This is a genomic window from Colwellia sp. 1_MG-2023 (genome assembly GCF_030546755.1).
Classification (GTDB): domain Bacteria; phylum Pseudomonadota; class Gammaproteobacteria; order Enterobacterales; family Alteromonadaceae; genus Thalassotalea_H.
This window is the reverse complement of the sequence record NZ_JAUOPE010000008.1, coordinates 130,422-146,722: the sequence shown is the minus strand read 5'-3', so window position 1 is coordinate 146,722 and position 16,301 is coordinate 130,422. Positions and strand designations below refer to the sequence as shown.

Here is a 16,301-nt window from a genome sequence, read left to right as displayed (position 1 = left end):
TACATTATTGACGTCGTTTTTCTTATTAGAACACATTGAGAGTAGTATGAAAAAATCAGCATCGTTTGAAAATTTTGAACAACAATTAGCACAACGTATATTAATACTTGATGGTGCTATGGGTACCATGATTCAAGCATACAAATTTGAAGAGCAAGATTACCGTGGCGAAAGATTTTCTGATTGGCATTTAGATGTTAAAGGCAATAACGACATGTTAGTGCTGACTCAACCAGATGTTATTAAAGCCATCCATGCTGAATACCTTGAAGCAGGTGCTGATATTCTTGAAACTAATACCTTCAATGCGACAACTATTGCTATGGCAGATTACGATATGGAGGCATATAGTGCCGAGATTAATCGTGAAGCAGCCAAAATCGCACGCCAAGTTGCGGATGAATATACGGCAAAAAATCCAGAGAAACCGCGCTTTGTTGCCGGGGTTTTAGGGCCAACGAATAGAACCTGCTCAATTTCTCCTGATGTTAATGATCCTGCGTTTCGTAATGTCACCTTTGATCAATTAAAGGAGGCTTATATTGAGTCAACCAAAGCGTTAATTGAAGGTGGGAGTGATTTAATATTAATTGAAACTATTTTTGATACGTTAAACGCTAAAGCGGCTATTTTTGCGGTAGAAACCGTTTTTGAAACGCTTAATGTTCGCTTGCCAGTGATGATCTCAGGCACGATTACCGACGCTTCAGGGAGAACATTATCAGGGCAAACAACCGAAGCTTTTTATAATTCACTTCGTCATGCTAAACCTATTTCTTTTGGTTTGAATTGTGCACTTGGGCCTGTTGAGTTAAGACAATATGTTGCCGAACTAAGCCGGATATCTGATTGTGCGGTTTCTGCTCACCCGAATGCCGGTTTACCTAATGCTTTTGGTGAATATGACTTTAGTGTTGAAGACATGAATACTCATGTTGCCGAGTGGGGAAATGCAGGCTTTTTAAATATTATTGGTGGCTGTTGTGGTACTACACCAGCGCATATTAAAGGCATGGCAGATTCCGTCGCGAATATTGCACCTCGTAAAGTTGAAGCGCGTCAAATTGCGTGTCGATTATCTGGGTTAGAAGCACTAACCATTGATGAAAACACTTTGTTTGTGAATGTTGGTGAAAGAACTAACGTCACCGGCTCGGCAATTTTTAAACGACTTATTACCGAAGAAAATTATGATCAAGCCATCGCGGTTGCATTACAGCAAGTAGAAAATGGTGCACAAATTATTGATATTAATATGGATGAAGGCATGCTTGATTCAAAAGCTGCCATGATCCGTTTTCTAAATTTAATTGCCGGTGAGCCTGATATCGCTAAGGTACCTATTATGTTGGATTCTTCCAAATGGGATATTTTGGAAGAAGGTCTTAAATGTATACAAGGTAAGGGCATCGTAAACTCGATTAGTTTAAAAGAGGGCGAAGAAAACTTTCGTCATCAAGCAGAGTTATTGCGCCGTTATGGTGCCGCCGTTATTGTCATGGCGTTTGATGAAATAGGGCAAGCTGATACCCGCGAAAGAAAATATGAAATATGTAAACGTGCATATCACATTCTTGTTGATGAAATTGGTTTTCCTGCTGAAGATATCATTTTTGACCCGAATATCTTTGCTGTAGCAACGGGTATTGATGAGCATAATAATTACGCAGTAGATTTTATTGAAGCCGTAGCTGACATTAAAGAGAACCTGCCATATGCGATGATTTCTGGCGGTGTTTCTAATGTTTCATTTTCATTTCGTGGTAATAACCCCGTGCGAGAAGCGATTCATGCGGTGTTTTTATATCATGCCATTAAGAATGGTATGGACATGGGAATTGTTAACGCAGGGCAACTGGCTATTTATTCAGACATTCCTGAAGATTTGCGTGTTGCGGTTGAAGACGTTATTCAAAATAGTGACGATGGCGCAACAGAGCGTTTACTCGATGTTGCTGAAACTTACCGCGGACAAGCAGGAAATCAAAGTAATAAAGCCGATTTAGCATGGCGAGAGCTACCTGTGAATAAACGTTTAGAGCATTCATTAGTGAAAGGTATCAATGAATTTATTATTGAAGATACTGAAGCTGCGCGTCTTGAGGCGGTAAGACCATTAGACGTCATTGAAGGACCCTTAATGGATGGGATGAATGTTGTTGGAGATTTATTCGGCGCAGGAGAAATGTTTTTACCGCAAGTGGTGAAGTCTGCTCGAGTGATGAAACAAGCGGTTGCTCATCTGAACCCATTTATTGAAGCGGAAAAAACTGAAATAAAGTCAAATGGTAAAGTGTTACTGGCTACCGTGAAAGGCGATGTTCACGACATTGGTAAAAATATTGTTGGCGTAGTATTGCAATGTAATAACTACGATATTATCGACTTAGGTGTCATGGTGTCATGTGAAGATATTTTACGTGTCGCGAAAGAAGAAAATGTCGATATCATTGGTTTGTCAGGTTTGATCACACCATCGCTTGATGAAATGGTTCATGTTGCTAAAGAAATGAAACGCCTTGAGATGAATTTACCGTTATTAATTGGTGGTGCAACAACGTCTAAAGCGCATACCGCAGTAAAAATAGAGCCTCAATATGAGCATCCTGTAGTATATGTGCCAAATGCCTCTCGTTCTGTCTCTGTGGTAAGTACGCTTATATCAGAAGATGAATCTAAACGAGATGCTTATCTTGAACGACAAAAAGATGAATATGTTCGTGTGCGCGAGCGTCATTACAAAAAAGGCCCTCGTTCGAGTTTAATTTCTTTAGAAGATGCTCGTGCGAATGCTTTTCCATTAAGTTTTGAACAATACACGCCTAAAGTGCCAAACAAGTTAGGGGTAACTGTTATAGAGGAACTTGATTTAAATGTGGTGAGAAATTATATCGATTGGACGCCATTTTTCATGACGTGGCAGCTATCAGGTAAATATCCACTTATTTTAAAACATGACGTCATTGGCGAAGAAGCGACGAAGTTATTTAACGACGCTAATACGATGATTGACGATGTGATAAACAATAAAAAATTAACGGCAAAAGCCGTATTTGGATTATTCCCCGCCCATCGGGAGCAGGATGATTTAGTCGTTTTTGCGAATGATGAACGTGAAAAACCTTTAATGAAGCTGCATCAACTTCGTCAACAAAGTAAAAAACCTTCAGGGCAATTTAATCGTTGTTTAGCGGATTATGTGGCAGATGAAGCATCAGGCGTAAAAGATTATATGGGAGCTTTTGCCGTTTCTGCGGGCTTTGGTTGTGATGAATTGGTTAAAGCTTTTGACGCTGAATTTGATGATTATAATAGTATCTTAATTAAAGCGGTGGCTGATAGGTTAGCAGAAGCAAGTGCCGAATATCTACATGAACAAATACGCAAAGAATATTGGGGATATGCACCAGAAGAATCATTTGCTAATGACGATTTAATTCGTGAAAAGTATCAAGGTATTCGTCCTGCGCCAGGTTATCCTGCTTGCCCTGAGCACACTGAAAAAGGCTTGTTGTGGGAGCTGCTGAATGTGGAAGAAAATATTGGGATGAAATTAACGTCGAGCTTTGCAATGTGGCCAGGAGCGGCGGTAAGCGGTTGGTATTTTGCCCATCCTGACAGTAAATATTTCGCGGTTGCTAAGTTGAAAAAAGATCAATTGATTGATTACGCAACGCGTAAAGAAATGACATTACCGCAAGCAGAACGTTGGTTGTCGGCAAACTTAGATTATGAGCCTGAATAACATTATTTATCGTTGATAAATATCCTTTGAAGACTCAATAAAAAAGGCTGCAGGTGCAGCCTTTATTTACAGGATGTAAAGTATGCCGTGCTTCCATGAACGGAAGAGAACGGCGATTAATTATCAACCTTAGATGATTGAATAATTACCAAATACGCACACGTTTTTCTGGGGCTAAGTAAAGCTTATCGCCTTCTTTAACATCAAACGCTTTGTACCATGCATCATGGTTTCTTGGTGCTTGTGCGCGAAAACGCCCTGGAGCATGTGTTCCACCTTTAAGCTGGCTTAACATACTTTTTTCAGTGCGTTTTTCTTTCCAAACTTGCGCCCATGCTAGAAAGAAGCGTTGATCACCGGTAACTCCGTCTATTACAGGTGCTTCTTTTCCGTTTAGGCTTAGTTTATAAGCATGGTAAGCCATCGCTAAACCACCCACATCACCAATGTTTTCACCTAAACTATTTCTACCATTAACAAAGTTACCTGGAATTGGCTCATATTGACTGTACTGAGCGGCAAGTTCATCTGCTTTTGCATCAAACGCTTCTCTGTCTTGATCTGTCCACCAATTACGTTGAACACCTTTCGCGTCAGATTTTGAGCCTTGATCATCAAATCCATGCCCCATTTCATGACCAATAACGGCGCCTATACCACCATAGTTAACAGCTGGATCTGCATTTGGATCAAAAAATGGTGGTTGTAAAATTGCAGCAGGGAAAACTATCTCATTAAATGAGCTGTTATAGTAGGCGTTGACACGTTGTGGCGTCATTCCCCAGCGATTACGATCTGTTTTCTTTAACTCTTTTGAAATACTGTCCTCGCGGAAAAACTTACGAAGGTTTTTCAGGTTGCCCATTAAATCAGTAGCAGAAATAGTTAACCCATCGAATGATTGCCATACGTCTGGATAACCAATTTTCGGATTAAACGCGGCTAGTTTTTCATGAGCATTTACTTTCGTTTCTTCACCCATCCATTCAAGGTTCGTGATACGCTCACCTAAGGCTTTACGTAAATTTTCAACAAGCTCAGCCATTTGTTGTTTTGATGATTCAGGAAAGTAGCGTGCGACGTAAACTTTACCGATAGCAAAACCTAAAGATTGAGTGCCTGACATTTGAGAGACCGCTCTTTTCCAACGTGGCTTAGCTTCTTTCTGACCGCGTAATTCAGTGCCATAAAACTTAAAGTTAGTGGCAAATACGTCTTCTGAAAGGAATGAAGCATTATTTTTTATCGTATGGTAAGTCAAATAATCTTTCCACACGTTAATATCTTCATTGTTTAATAGTGCGATCATCGCTTTGATTGGTTCAGGTTGAGAAATATTAATCTGTGGGACTTGATAACCTGTTTCTGAAAAGTAGGTTTCCCAATCAAAGTTTGGATAAGTTATTGCAAGATCGGTACGCTTAATTTGGTTTAACGTGATATCTCGATTACGACGTTTTTCACGTGGCCAATGACCCTCTGCAATTTTCGTTTCTAAAGCTAAAATCGCTTGGGCTTTTTGCTCTGCGTTTTCTACTTGAGCAAAAGCTAACATTTCAGCAATATGTGCGACATAGGCAGCACGAATTTTAGTAAATCGTTCATTGTCTTCTAAATAATATGAACGGTCTGGCATACCTAAACCGCCAGCACCAATAGACATTTCATATTTATCGGCATCTAAACGGTTAAACCACATACTACCGCCAATAGGGCTAGTGGTACCATTTAACCATGATGCGCCGAAAATCTTAGTAATGTCTTTTACTGTAGAAGCTGTAGCAATTTCATCAAGCGTAACTTGAATTGGCAATAAGCCAAGCTTGTTGATGTTTTCGGTATCCATATAACTCTGGTAAAAATCTGCGATCATTTTTTCATCAGCGTTTAGATCAGTACGAGAGGTTACATCATCAATAATCTCTTTAACTTGTCTTTCACTACGCTCTGCTAATGCAGTAAAAGCACCAAATCGCGTTTTATCAGCTGGCATTTCATAATTGTCATACCAAGTCCCACTTGCATACATAAAGAAGTCATCACCGGGTTTAATCGCTTCATTACGTGCTGATAAATCTACCCCGAAGCTTCCTAATTCTGCTTTTTGTTCAGTTACTTGAGTTATTGATTGTTCTGATTTTTCTATTTTAGTCTCTGCAACTGGTGTTTGTTTACTTTCACCACAGGCTGTTAATAAAACAGATGTGATTGATAGTGCAATTAAAGATTTTTTCATGGAAATTCTCTTATTGTTATAAATATATAGTGATAAATTTTCTCACAACCATTTTGTCTAGATGGTAGATAAAGTCAACTTTTCTAAGCTAATACGCTGAATTTGAAAGGTGAGTGAAGGTTTTGCCAAATTTATAAGGGAGGTATTGACGAAGTTAAAGACGATTAAACTTTGAAGGTATAATTTAACCTGCATGATTTTTGACTGGTAATAAAAATCATTTATTACCAGTCAAGAATAGTTTGAAAATGACCACCTATCTAGATTAAGAAATTGTTTATTAGATGACATCTAAAGCTTCACTGAGCTTTTTAACGCCTATCACTTCCATGCCTTTTATTGCTTCTTTGGGCATATTATTGAATGGGACAATGGCACGTTTAAAGCCATGCTTTGCCGCTTCATTAATTCGTTCTTGGCCACTTGGTACCGGGCGAATTTCTCCAGATAAACCTACTTCACCAAATACCACTAGATCTTGTGGTAAAGCGCGATCTCGAAAACTTGACACTAAAGCTAAGATCAACGCCAAATCGACACTTGTTTCAGCAACTTTTACACCGCCAACTACGTTAACAAACACATCTTGGTCGTTCATTTGCAAGCCGCCATGACGATGTAAGATGGCTAATAACATCGACAGCCTATTTTGATCTGCGCCAACGGCAACTCGCCTTGGGTTACCTAAGGCGGAATGATCAACAAGTGCTTGAATTTCAACCAATAAAGGTCGAGTTCCTTCCCACAGTACCATGACTATACTGCCCGGAGTGTTTTCTTCGCCGCGAGATAAAAAGATTGCCGAGGGATTTTTCACTTCTTTTAACCCGGTTCCAGTCATGGCAAATACGCCAAGTTCGTTAACGGCACCAAAGCGATTTTTATTACCTCGTAGTGTTCTATAACGAGAGTCAGTGCTACCTTCAAGCATAATAGAGCAGTCAATACAATGTTCTAATACTTTCGGTCCCGCTAAGCTACCGTCTTTAGTGACATGACCGACTAAAATCATCGCTACGTGGTGCTGTTTGGCAAAGCGAGTTAAGAAAGCCGCGGCTTCTCTTACCTGTGAAACACTACCCGGCGCTGATTGAATATCCGCCATGTGCATCACTTGAATTGAATCGATAACTACAATTTTAGGTTTTTCTTTTTCAGCGATATGACAAATATTTTCAACGCTAGTTTCTGACAGTAACTTTAAAGAATCGGCTTTTAACCCTAAACGTTTCGCTCGCATGGCAACTTGTTGTAATGATTCTTCACCGGTTATATATAACGCAGACATGTGTTCAGATAGTGCACACATGGTTTGCAGTAGTAATGTACTTTTACCTGCGCCAGGTTCGCCACCAATTAAAATAGCACTACCAGGTACTATACCGCCGCCAAGTACGCGGTCGAATTCTGAAAAACCAGCGGAAAATCTAGGTAGTTCGGCAAGGTCAATAGTGTCAAGAGTTTGAACTTCTGTGCCAACCATTCCGGAGAAACCAGATAAATTACTGGCTCTTATTGGTGTTTTAGCCTGCCTAAACTCAGAAATTGTATTCCAAGCTTTACATTCGTTACATTGACCTAACCAACGTGAATGCTCGGCTCCACAGTCAGTACAGACAAATGCTGTTTTGTTTTTTGCCATCTTTGACCTTTTAAGGGTATGAATTTTGCTTAAAGTTAAACTAAAATATAATGATATAACATTTAAGTTAATCAATTTATAATGATTTAACTTAGGGGCTGTTGATCTTTCGAGATTTTTTTTGCAGCATTTTGTTGGGTAGTATTTGCTTAGAATGACTAGGCTACACACTACTCGCCGCGATTAAAACGATTTTATTTCGAACAAAATTTAACCGCGAAAGATCAACAGCCCCTAAATATAACATTTTTTATTTCCACTATTGTAAATAAATAGAAGCGTTAATGACTAATAATTTTTCAAAATATCAATCCATTATCGATGAATTTCGAGGGAAAGTATTATCAAAAGATTTTGAAACTGAGTTTGCTACCGTAACAAAGAAAATTCCTAAAACGGAACGTTTTTTGTTAAAAATGGAATTGAAACGCTTAGCAAACCCTTGTACTCGATTGATCGATTTAAGAGGACATGTAGACGGCGAATGTCGCGCATTTGAGCACGAAGAAAGAACACATTACCTTGATGATGTTGCTATTCGGGTATTTGAAGAAGCCTTTTCTGATTATCAAGCTTATACCTTTGGTGTGTATGAAGCGGTTATGAATACTGAAAATAACTTTCGTGTTATCTATCAAAAAGAAAAAAATCAAATTCAGTCACCTGATATAGTAGCAAAGCCCGCTAAAGTATTCGCCAAATCGCAATATCCTGCTCAATTGTATAGCTTTGGTCCTTATTTTAATCGTGCTGAAGAACGGATGAACTTTGCTATTTCTCTGCAAGTATACTTTTCTGAAGATAAAATGGTTGAAGCTACTTGTTCTGATATAAGTGTGAATGGCTGTAAATTTCGTTTTAACTCTGTTGAAAACATTAAAATTCGACAATTAATTACCCTTAGATTTTCAGGATTAGAAGGTGAGTTTCAGTTTGATAAAAAAGAAAAATTTACCTATGAAGTGCGCAATATTCAAATTCTTGAAGGGATACAACTGGTGGGTGTTAGTAGGGTTTACTCGTCTTCGGTAGAAAAAGATGGTTTTAGACAATTTTTAAAAGGCTATATTCAGGGCAATAAACGACGTTATAAAATTAATTTAGATAATACTATTTCGGCTTTACAGTCTCGTAGTTTTGAACAGTTTGCTTTACCAAAATCTAATGAGTTACCTATTTTTATTGAAGATGTACAAGGCAAACTTGTCCCTCGCTTTGCCTTAACGTGCCATAACAATCAAAATATTTATCAATATTGGCAAGATGAAAGACGCCAATCTGCGTTAAGTTTTTTAATTACCGCCGACCGTTTTTTAAGAATTAAAAAAGCGGCTATGTTAGGTAAGTCGGTACTGGTTTATAGCTTTATTCATGTCAGTCAAGGCAAGATGTATTTTTATACGGCCGATAATATTCAATTGGATGAAGATCCAGAATTTATGAGGCAATTTTTAGGTTTTGCTGCATCAAAAGAAAGTTTTGCCATATCACAACTTAGTTATTTAGCTGTGAATAGTGAACTTGCCGATTCGCCACTGACTTTAGCAAACACCTTGGCAAAAAAAGATGAATATTTAAACACGCCGACGCCCGATGATGTAAAAAATTCGTTATCAACGTTAACCTCGATTGTTACTGTGTTGAATATTACCGATAAAAATATTCATGCGTTTTATCAAACTTTACCTTTTGATAATATTAATACGAGTAAGTTAAAAAACTTTGGACATAAGCGGCTAGCTGACGGTACTGATGTTGATGATGTTGGCATTAATTATAATAACCAACGCCAAGAACCTCGTTTTGTTTATAAAACATCTGCCACGGTGGATTCTGATGGCGTTATTTCGACAGGGGTTTCTCATGACTTTTCTACATCAGGCTTAAAAATAGAGTTAGATAAGCCGTCGAATTTAAAACGAGGTGATATTGTTAATATTACCTTCCCACAATTACAAAAAATTACCTCATCGTTTGAACTGCAAAGTCTTCCGTATGAAGTAATGCGGGTTAATAGCTCAAAATCAATTATCAATTTGCGTGTCTTTGTTGAAAAACACCAACATATAGGCCGTGCGTTTTTTAAAGCATTAATTCAAAAAAATCGTGAAAAATTGACGCCAGACGAATACGCAATGTTAAGTCCTGGTTTAGCGAAAGCGCTTCGTAATATTTATAGTGCTAGTTTACAAACAGTCGCTTTGATGATTCAAACCAGTGGTAGTCGTTATAAAATAGAAACCATTGCTACCAATCATAAAAACTCGCGAATTCTTTCATACTGTAAGCAATTAAGTGATAGAAATCATCATTATAACTTGTACCCGTTGTTGAATAATCTTCAAGCAACCAGTTTAATGAATTCGACCTTAAAAAAAATGCAATCAGGTGATAGTCCTCTTGCAGATATTTTATATGTTTCGATAAATCCAGAAAATGAAATGGTGGATAAAGCGGTTACCACTAAGCTTGATTCAGAATTGCAATCAGATAAGTTAAAGAAAATATTTATTAGTAATGCATTAAAACGTGGAGAATTTTTCTGTTTGAAAGTGGTGGTTTCTCGAACTGATGACCCTGATATGCAATATCTAAATCCTGAATTAAGCTACATTAGCTCTTATGCGATACATAGAGGTAAACAACTAGAACAAGATATTTGGAGCGTTGCTGGTGTTGCTCAGGTTTTTGATATTACCCAAGAGGCGATGATCAGATATCATTTAATCGATAAATAATTGATTGGATAGTTAGCGTATTTAAATAAATACGCTTAAATTCGCACCAAAAAATGTCATCACTTTACTGGCTATTTTCTCATTAACACTTATTTGTACTGCGGATGTGCATACAAGTAAGTTTAATTGTCTTACACAAACCTTTTATTTAAAAATACAGATAAATTAAAGTGGTGTTTCCAAAGTTTATTAAGCTAACCAATGTATTAAACAGTCAAGCCCTGCAAAGTTAATCGCACTGTCCGCTTGTTTTAATACAATTGGCTTTGCGTGAAAAGCTACGCCAAAGTGAGCGGCATTCATCATCACTAAATCGTTTGCACCATCACCCATTGCAACCGTTTGTTGAAATGGTAATTGATATTGTTTTTGCAATGATAATAAACAATCTGCTTTTGCTTGAGCATCAACTACATCACCAAGTACCTTACCAGTTAAGGTGTTATCTACAATCTCTAAAACATTGGCGTGAGCCGCGTCCAAATTAAGCATGTCTTTTAAATGATCGGCAAAATAAGTAAAACCACCAGATGCAATTGCAATACGCCATTGATGTTGTTTAAGCTCTGCAATTAGTGTTTCTAAGCCATTCATTAAAGGAATGTTTTTAGCGACCTCTGCTAATATGCTTACAGGAGAGCCGGCAAGCTTTGATACTCTTTCGTGTAGACTTTGTGAAAAATCTAAATTCCCTTGCATGGCTTGCTCTGTAACCGCAGCAACTTCTTCACCGACACCTGCTAGCATTGCTATCTCGTCAATACATTCAATTTCAATAGTGGTTGAGTCCATATCCATGACTAACACCCCAGCTTGTTCAAGCTTTGGAGCATTTTTAATTAATGCCGCCTCTATTTTTTCGCTTAATGCGATATTAGCTAGTTGTGCTTTTGATTCATCGAGGTTTTTACATTGCACCGAAAAACGATAACTGACTAAAGCATTACGGTGATTTATCGCGGTAATAGCGTTTATTTCAAGCTGACATTGCTTAGTTATCGTTAATAATTGTTGAAAACTTGTTTCGCTAAAGAGTACTAGTTCTATTTCAGATATCGTCGGTAATGTAGCAAGGCTTGAAGCTTTGTATTCGTTGCTATTAACTTGGCAATGCTGGGCAAGAATGAATGTTGTTTCAGTTAATTGGCAAGTGATTGGAAAAATATCAGACTGTTGCGTTATCGAAATATAGTCAGCCAAGGTTTGAGTTTTAAGATGATTTAATGAAATTTCGTTAACAGCAATTGACACAATTAAGCCTTATTTATAGTTAGAAAGTAGAATTTATCAGCCGAAAATTAATTTTATTATCAGCTGATATTTAAAAGTCCAACAGAACATTCTATAGTGTTAAGTAAGTTGGAAGTTTAATACGGTGCAATGACACAATTGACGACACATACCGAACAGCCTTTATACCCTAAAATATCGCCGATTTATAATAAAATAATGCAATTAGCTATAGCTATTTTTTTGATCATTGTGTTAATGAATCTTTGGGTGTTTAGTTATGGCAATAATCAGCAATCAACCACTAAACACTTTAATCAGATCAGCCAGCAATATTTAATGCAGATCACTAGCGCTACGCAAATATTTTTACAAAGCGACGATGCTAATGAACGCAAAAATATACAGCACTACTTTGATGATATTGCCAAAGCTCCATGGATAAAAGAGCTTAGTTTTTATGATAAAACCGGCATGTTACTTATTGCTTCACAAGAATACTCAACGATAAATGATTTATATGGCATTTCATCGAACAAGGCAGACCGTAGCGATAAATATTCAACCTTTATTCGAGAGGTTAGTGTTCAAGAGGGAAGTGACCACGCGAGTGATGATCAAAACGTTAATATCAGCACATTAGAGGGATATATTAGATTCACGGTCGCTAATCATTCATTAACTAAAGAAATTGAAGCTCAAGCCGCTGAACATTATGATTTGGTTCGTTTAATGATGATTTTAGCTGTGGTTGTTGGCTTCTTTTTAACTCGAGGGTTAAATCGCTTTAGTCGTCAAGGCTTTCGTTTGCGTTAATTAACACTTAAATAACTCACGAATATTATTTTCAATACTTTCTGCTAATTGTTGCTTTGACTCATCGCGAATTTCCGCTAGCTTATCAAAAATAATCAATAAATTAAGCGGGCTGTTGTTTTTACCTTGCATACCAAATAATGGCATAGCAGGCGCATCGGTTTCCAATACCAAGGCATCAACGGGAAATCGCTTAACCGCTTTTATCGTTTTTTCTGCTCTAGGGTAAGTAATGGTTCCGCCGATTCCTAATTTAAAGCCTAAATCAATATATGCCTTACCTTGCTGATAACTTCCTGAAAAGGCATGAATGATGCCGGCCTTTTTTACCGGTGTTAATTTTAATTGTTTGACTGTTTCTTGATGTGTGCGGCGGTGATGAATGATGGTAGGTAAATCATATTTATTGGCCATCTCAAGATGAAATTCAAAAAAATATTGCTGTAAAGCTAAATTATTTTGCTCTTTGGCAATTACGCCATCTAAACCTGTTTCGCCAATCGCAATGAGTTGTTGTCTATTGCTCGCTATGGTTTCATCTAATTGTACTAAGTGATCTTGAGTTAGCCCGTTTAAATACCAAGGGTGAATACCTAAACAGGGAAAAAGCTGACAAGATGATTGATTACTTTTAGCAAGGTTTAGTGCCGACTGCCATGTTGATGGCGAAACGGCAGGGATGATGATTTTGTGAATATTCGCATCATAGCATTGTGATAAAATTTGTTGTCGATTTTCATCAAACGCGGGGAAATCAATGTGGCAATGACTATCAGTAAAGTACTTCATTACTTTTCCCTATAAAACCGTGCAAAACCACGCAAAACCAAGTTCGATAATCTTAGGTTAAGCATCGCGATTGGTAATCGCGAAATGAATAATTGGGTTATTTAAACCTTAGCGCTTTTTGTTTTAATTGTTCAATTTTTTCCGTTAAGTTAAAGTGTTGTAAAAACTCATTATCAACATCTTTTTCTTCTAATAAACAATTGGCAAGGTATACCGCTTGGCTTATTCCTAGTTGCTTACCTAACAGTTTTTTGGGTTGATGATGGTTGAGAACCGCATCAATCAGATAATATGGAAAACTCCACGTATGTAATAGGTAAGCGCCAATTTGAGTATGATCCGTAGAAAAAATCTTCTCTTCTAACTCAATTGCATCTGACGTTCTAGCATCATTAGCGAAAAACTTTAACGTGAGTGCCATATCAATTTCAAATAATACTAACTTGCCAATATCGTGTAATAAGCCAGCTAAGAGGGTGTCTTGTTTTAGCTCTGACGAGACTAGAGATGCAGCAAATCGAGCTGTTGCCAAGCAATGTGCCTGCTCGTCAATTAAGGAGAAATTGGGAATGTCTGGTTGATAAGAAAACATCTCTGCCGTCATCACAATACAACTTAACGTATCAACACCAAGTTTGGTGATCGCTTCTGCAATTGACGATAACGGTTTATCACTTTGTCCAAAAATATTATTTGCCGTTTGAATGACTTTCGCTGCTAATGCCGGATCTTGCGTAATAATATCGGCAATTTTGTCCGAATCAGTATTCGCATTTTTTAAGATAGCATTCAGTTGTAAATACACTTTAGGTGGACTAGGTAATGCTTTAACTTTAGCGACTGATTTTACAATAATATCTTTGGTTATTTTTTTATGATTGCCTTGAAAAGATAACACGGTATTAATAACGCTAATAGGCTCAACTGGCGAAGTAAAAACATAATGCGCATAGTGGTTAACTTTAGCAATAGGTTTGCTTACATGGGCTATGCGAATAAGCTTGGGAAATTTAATTGTGATAGCTTTTAATAAGTTAACAACAGTCGTTTTACTAATATCGTCAGCAACGATCACAACATTAAAGTTATGTTTTTGTAGCAGTTTTAAACCTGTAAGTGGCTCAGTGACACTGGCGGTCTGACAAAGTTGCTGTTTGAGTAAATCATTGAGATGAGTTAATGATTTACTCTTATTATCAATTAGCAAAACTTTCATTAAAATTCCTTCACTATGAACTATCTATCATTAGTTCAAACCTAATACTAAGTTTATTAAGTTATTGTGCTTGTTCTCTGTTGGCAAGCAATACCTGATTAGGGTATTAATTTAATGAAATAAACTTACATGCGTTCCATTACTTCAATACCTAAAATATCTAACCCTTGTTTGAGGGTTTTTGATATTTGTGCACATAAGGCTAAACGCGATTGTTTTACGTGTTCATCAATACCGTCTTTTAGAATTGGGCAGGCTTCATAAAAGCTCATGTATAAACTCGCTAATTCATAAAGATAATTACATAATAAATTTGGTGTACATTCATTGATTACTGCATCGATGACATCTTCTAACTGTAATAGCTTTAATGCTAAAGCTTTTTCTTGTGGTTCCACAATCGCAAAATGCTGATCAAATTCTTGAAGGTTCACCTCAGCTTTAGAGAAAATGCTTTGAATACGTGAATATGCGTATTGTAAATAAGGAGCGGTTGCGCCTTCAAAGCTCAGCATTGTTTTCCAGTTGAAGATATAATCACTGGTTCTGTTTTTTGATAAATCGGCAAATTTAACTGCGCCGATACCAACTTTTTGCGCTACTTCGGTAAGTTTTTCATCAGAATAATCAGGATTTTTCTCTGCGATTACTTCTTTGGCACGAACAACCGCTTCGTCTAATAACTCTGCTAATTTGATTGTACCACCAGTGCGTGTTTTAAATGGTTTACCGTCATCGCCCATCATCATGCCAAATGGGCAATGATCATAACCAACATGTTCTGGTAAAAAGCCAGCTTTACGGGCAACAATTTCTACTTGTTTGAAATGTAGCGCTTGACGAGCATCAGTGAAAATAATGATGCGATCGGCATTTAATTGCCCGCTACGGTAGCGACAAGCTGATAAATCGGTTGTCGCGTATAAATAACCGCCGCCAGATTTTTGCACGATAAATACCGAAGGCTCGCCATCTTTATTCGCCATTTCGTCAATAAAAACAACTCTTGCACCTTGGTCTTCTACCGCGATTTCTTTTGCTAATAACTCATCAATGACTTTAGGAAGATCAGGGTTATAGGCGCTTTCACCCATAATATCGTCACGGGTTAACGTTACATTCAACTTGTGATAAATTTCTTCGCTGTGTGCAATAGAAATATCTATAAACTGTTGCCATAACACGGCACAATCGGCATCACCACTTTGTAGTTTAACCACGTAATTACGTGCTCTATCGGCAAAACCTTCTTCTTCGTCAAAGCGAATTTTTGCTTCACGATAAAAATTTTCTAAGTCGGCAAGCGCCGTTTCAGCCACTTCATTGGCTTGTAACTTGTCGCTCAAATGCGCCAATAACATGCCAAATTGTGTGCCCCAATCACCCATATGGTTTTGACGAATCACTTTGTCGCCACGAAACTCAAGGGCACGCACTACTGCATCACCAATAATGGTTGAGCGTAAATGCCCCACGTGCATTTCTTTAGCAAGGTTTGGTGCTGAGTAATCAACCACTACATTTTGAGGTTTATCATCCGTACCTGTGATACGTTGTGAGACACCTAATTTTTCATCGTTTGCAATGGCAGTTAATTGAGTTGCTAACCACGCTTGGTCTAAGTGAATATTAATAAAACCTGGGCCTGCAAGTTCAACCTTTTCAGCAATACCATCTAGGTTTAAATGTTCAACTACTTTACTGGCTAATTCACGAGGATTAGTTTTAAGCTTTTTAGCCGCGCCCATGACACCGTTTGCTTGATAATCACCAAAATTAGCACGGTTGGAAATACTTAATGCAGGGTTAGTATTTTCTGGTAAACCGGCCGCAACCATGGCTGCTAGCACTTTTTCTGAAAGTAGTTGTTTAATATTCATTTATTTAAC

General features: G+C 37.7%; 9 protein-coding genes. 3 read left to right on the top strand and 6 right to left on the bottom strand.

Features of this window, described 5'->3' with window-relative positions:
- Positions 1 to 46: 46 nt before the first annotated feature.
- Positions 47 to 3,745 carry a methionine synthase gene (gene metH, locus Q4493_RS11115; RefSeq protein ID WP_303452565.1) on the top strand — a complete coding sequence of 1,233 codons (3,699 nt, stop codon included), beginning with the start codon at positions 47 to 49 and terminating at the stop codon, positions 3,743 to 3,745.
- A 145-nt stretch (positions 3,746 to 3,890) separates the two neighbouring features.
- Here the strand turns inward: metH and Q4493_RS11110 are convergent, their stop codons facing one another.
- Together Q4493_RS11110 and radA are read right to left on the bottom strand one after the other, a co-directional pair.
- Complete coding sequence (locus tag Q4493_RS11110; protein WP_303452563.1) at positions 3,891 to 5,981, bottom strand: M13 family metallopeptidase; 2,091 nt, start codon at positions 5,979 to 5,981, stop codon at positions 3,891 to 3,893.
- A gap of 280 nt (positions 5,982 to 6,261) precedes the next feature.
- Positions 6,262 to 7,623 carry a DNA repair protein RadA gene (radA, locus tag Q4493_RS11105; RefSeq protein ID WP_303452560.1) on the bottom strand — a complete coding sequence of 454 codons (1,362 nt, stop codon included), beginning with the start codon at positions 7,621 to 7,623 and terminating at the stop codon, positions 6,262 to 6,264.
- A gap of 284 nt (positions 7,624 to 7,907) precedes the next feature.
- Here radA and Q4493_RS11100 point away from each other — a divergent pair, with 284 nt between their 5' ends.
- Positions 7,908 to 10,361, top strand: a complete 2,454-nt coding sequence (locus Q4493_RS11100; protein ID WP_303452558.1) for a PilZ domain-containing protein — start codon at positions 7,908 to 7,910, stop codon at positions 10,359 to 10,361.
- 189 nt (positions 10,362 to 10,550) lie between these two features.
- On the opposite strand, the gene serB is transcribed toward Q4493_RS11100, so the two are convergent.
- Positions 10,551 to 11,612, bottom strand: coding sequence for a phosphoserine phosphatase SerB (gene serB / locus Q4493_RS11095; RefSeq protein ID WP_303452556.1), 1,062 nt, complete (start codon positions 11,610 to 11,612; stop codon positions 10,551 to 10,553).
- A gap of 129 nt (positions 11,613 to 11,741) precedes the next feature.
- Here serB and Q4493_RS11090 point away from each other — a divergent pair, with 129 nt between their 5' ends.
- On the top strand, positions 11,742 to 12,407 hold the full coding sequence (locus Q4493_RS11090; RefSeq protein WP_303452554.1) for an AhpA/YtjB family protein: 666 nt from the start codon (positions 11,742 to 11,744) through the stop codon (positions 12,405 to 12,407).
- Here the strand turns inward: Q4493_RS11090 and Q4493_RS11085 are convergent, their stop codons facing one another.
- The 3 genes from Q4493_RS11085 to argS all read right to left on the bottom strand — a co-directional run bounded on the left by Q4493_RS11085 (position 12,408) and on the right by argS (position 16,292).
- The gene (locus tag Q4493_RS11085) at positions 12,408 to 13,196 is read right to left on the bottom strand and encodes a TatD family hydrolase (protein ID WP_303452553.1); all 789 of its coding nucleotides are present in this window, start codon (positions 13,194 to 13,196) and stop codon (positions 12,408 to 12,410) included. It lies immediately after the preceding gene.
- A gap of 97 nt (positions 13,197 to 13,293) precedes the next feature.
- Complete coding sequence (locus Q4493_RS11080; protein ID WP_303452551.1) at positions 13,294 to 14,412, bottom strand: HDOD domain-containing protein; 1,119 nt, start codon at positions 14,410 to 14,412, stop codon at positions 13,294 to 13,296.
- A gap of 125 nt (positions 14,413 to 14,537) precedes the next feature.
- Positions 14,538 to 16,292, bottom strand: coding sequence for an arginine--tRNA ligase (gene argS, locus Q4493_RS11075; RefSeq protein WP_303452548.1), 1,755 nt, complete (start codon positions 16,290 to 16,292; stop codon positions 14,538 to 14,540).
- Positions 16,293 to 16,301 lie beyond the last annotated feature (9 nt).

Coding starts and splice junctions, on each gene's coding strand:
- Q4493_RS11100 (WP_303452558.1), top strand. CDS start 7,908: ATGACTAATAATTTTTCAAAATATCAATCCATTATCGATGAATTTCGA.
- argS (WP_303452548.1), bottom strand. CDS start 16,292: ATGAATATTAAACAACTACTTTCAGAAAAAGTGCTAGCAGCCATGGTT.
- Q4493_RS11090 (WP_303452554.1), top strand. CDS start 11,742: ATGACACAATTGACGACACATACCGAACAGCCTTTATACCCTAAAATA.
- Q4493_RS11080 (WP_303452551.1), bottom strand. CDS start 14,412: ATGAAAGTTTTGCTAATTGATAATAAGAGTAAATCATTAACTCATCTC.
- metH (WP_303452565.1), top strand. CDS start 47: ATGAAAAAATCAGCATCGTTTGAAAATTTTGAACAACAATTAGCACAA.
- Q4493_RS11085 (WP_303452553.1), bottom strand. CDS start 13,196: ATGAAGTACTTTACTGATAGTCATTGCCACATTGATTTCCCCGCGTTT.
- radA (WP_303452560.1), bottom strand. CDS start 7,623: ATGGCAAAAAACAAAACAGCATTTGTCTGTACTGACTGTGGAGCCGAG.
- Q4493_RS11110 (WP_303452563.1), bottom strand. CDS start 5,981: ATGAAAAAATCTTTAATTGCACTATCAATCACATCTGTTTTATTAACA.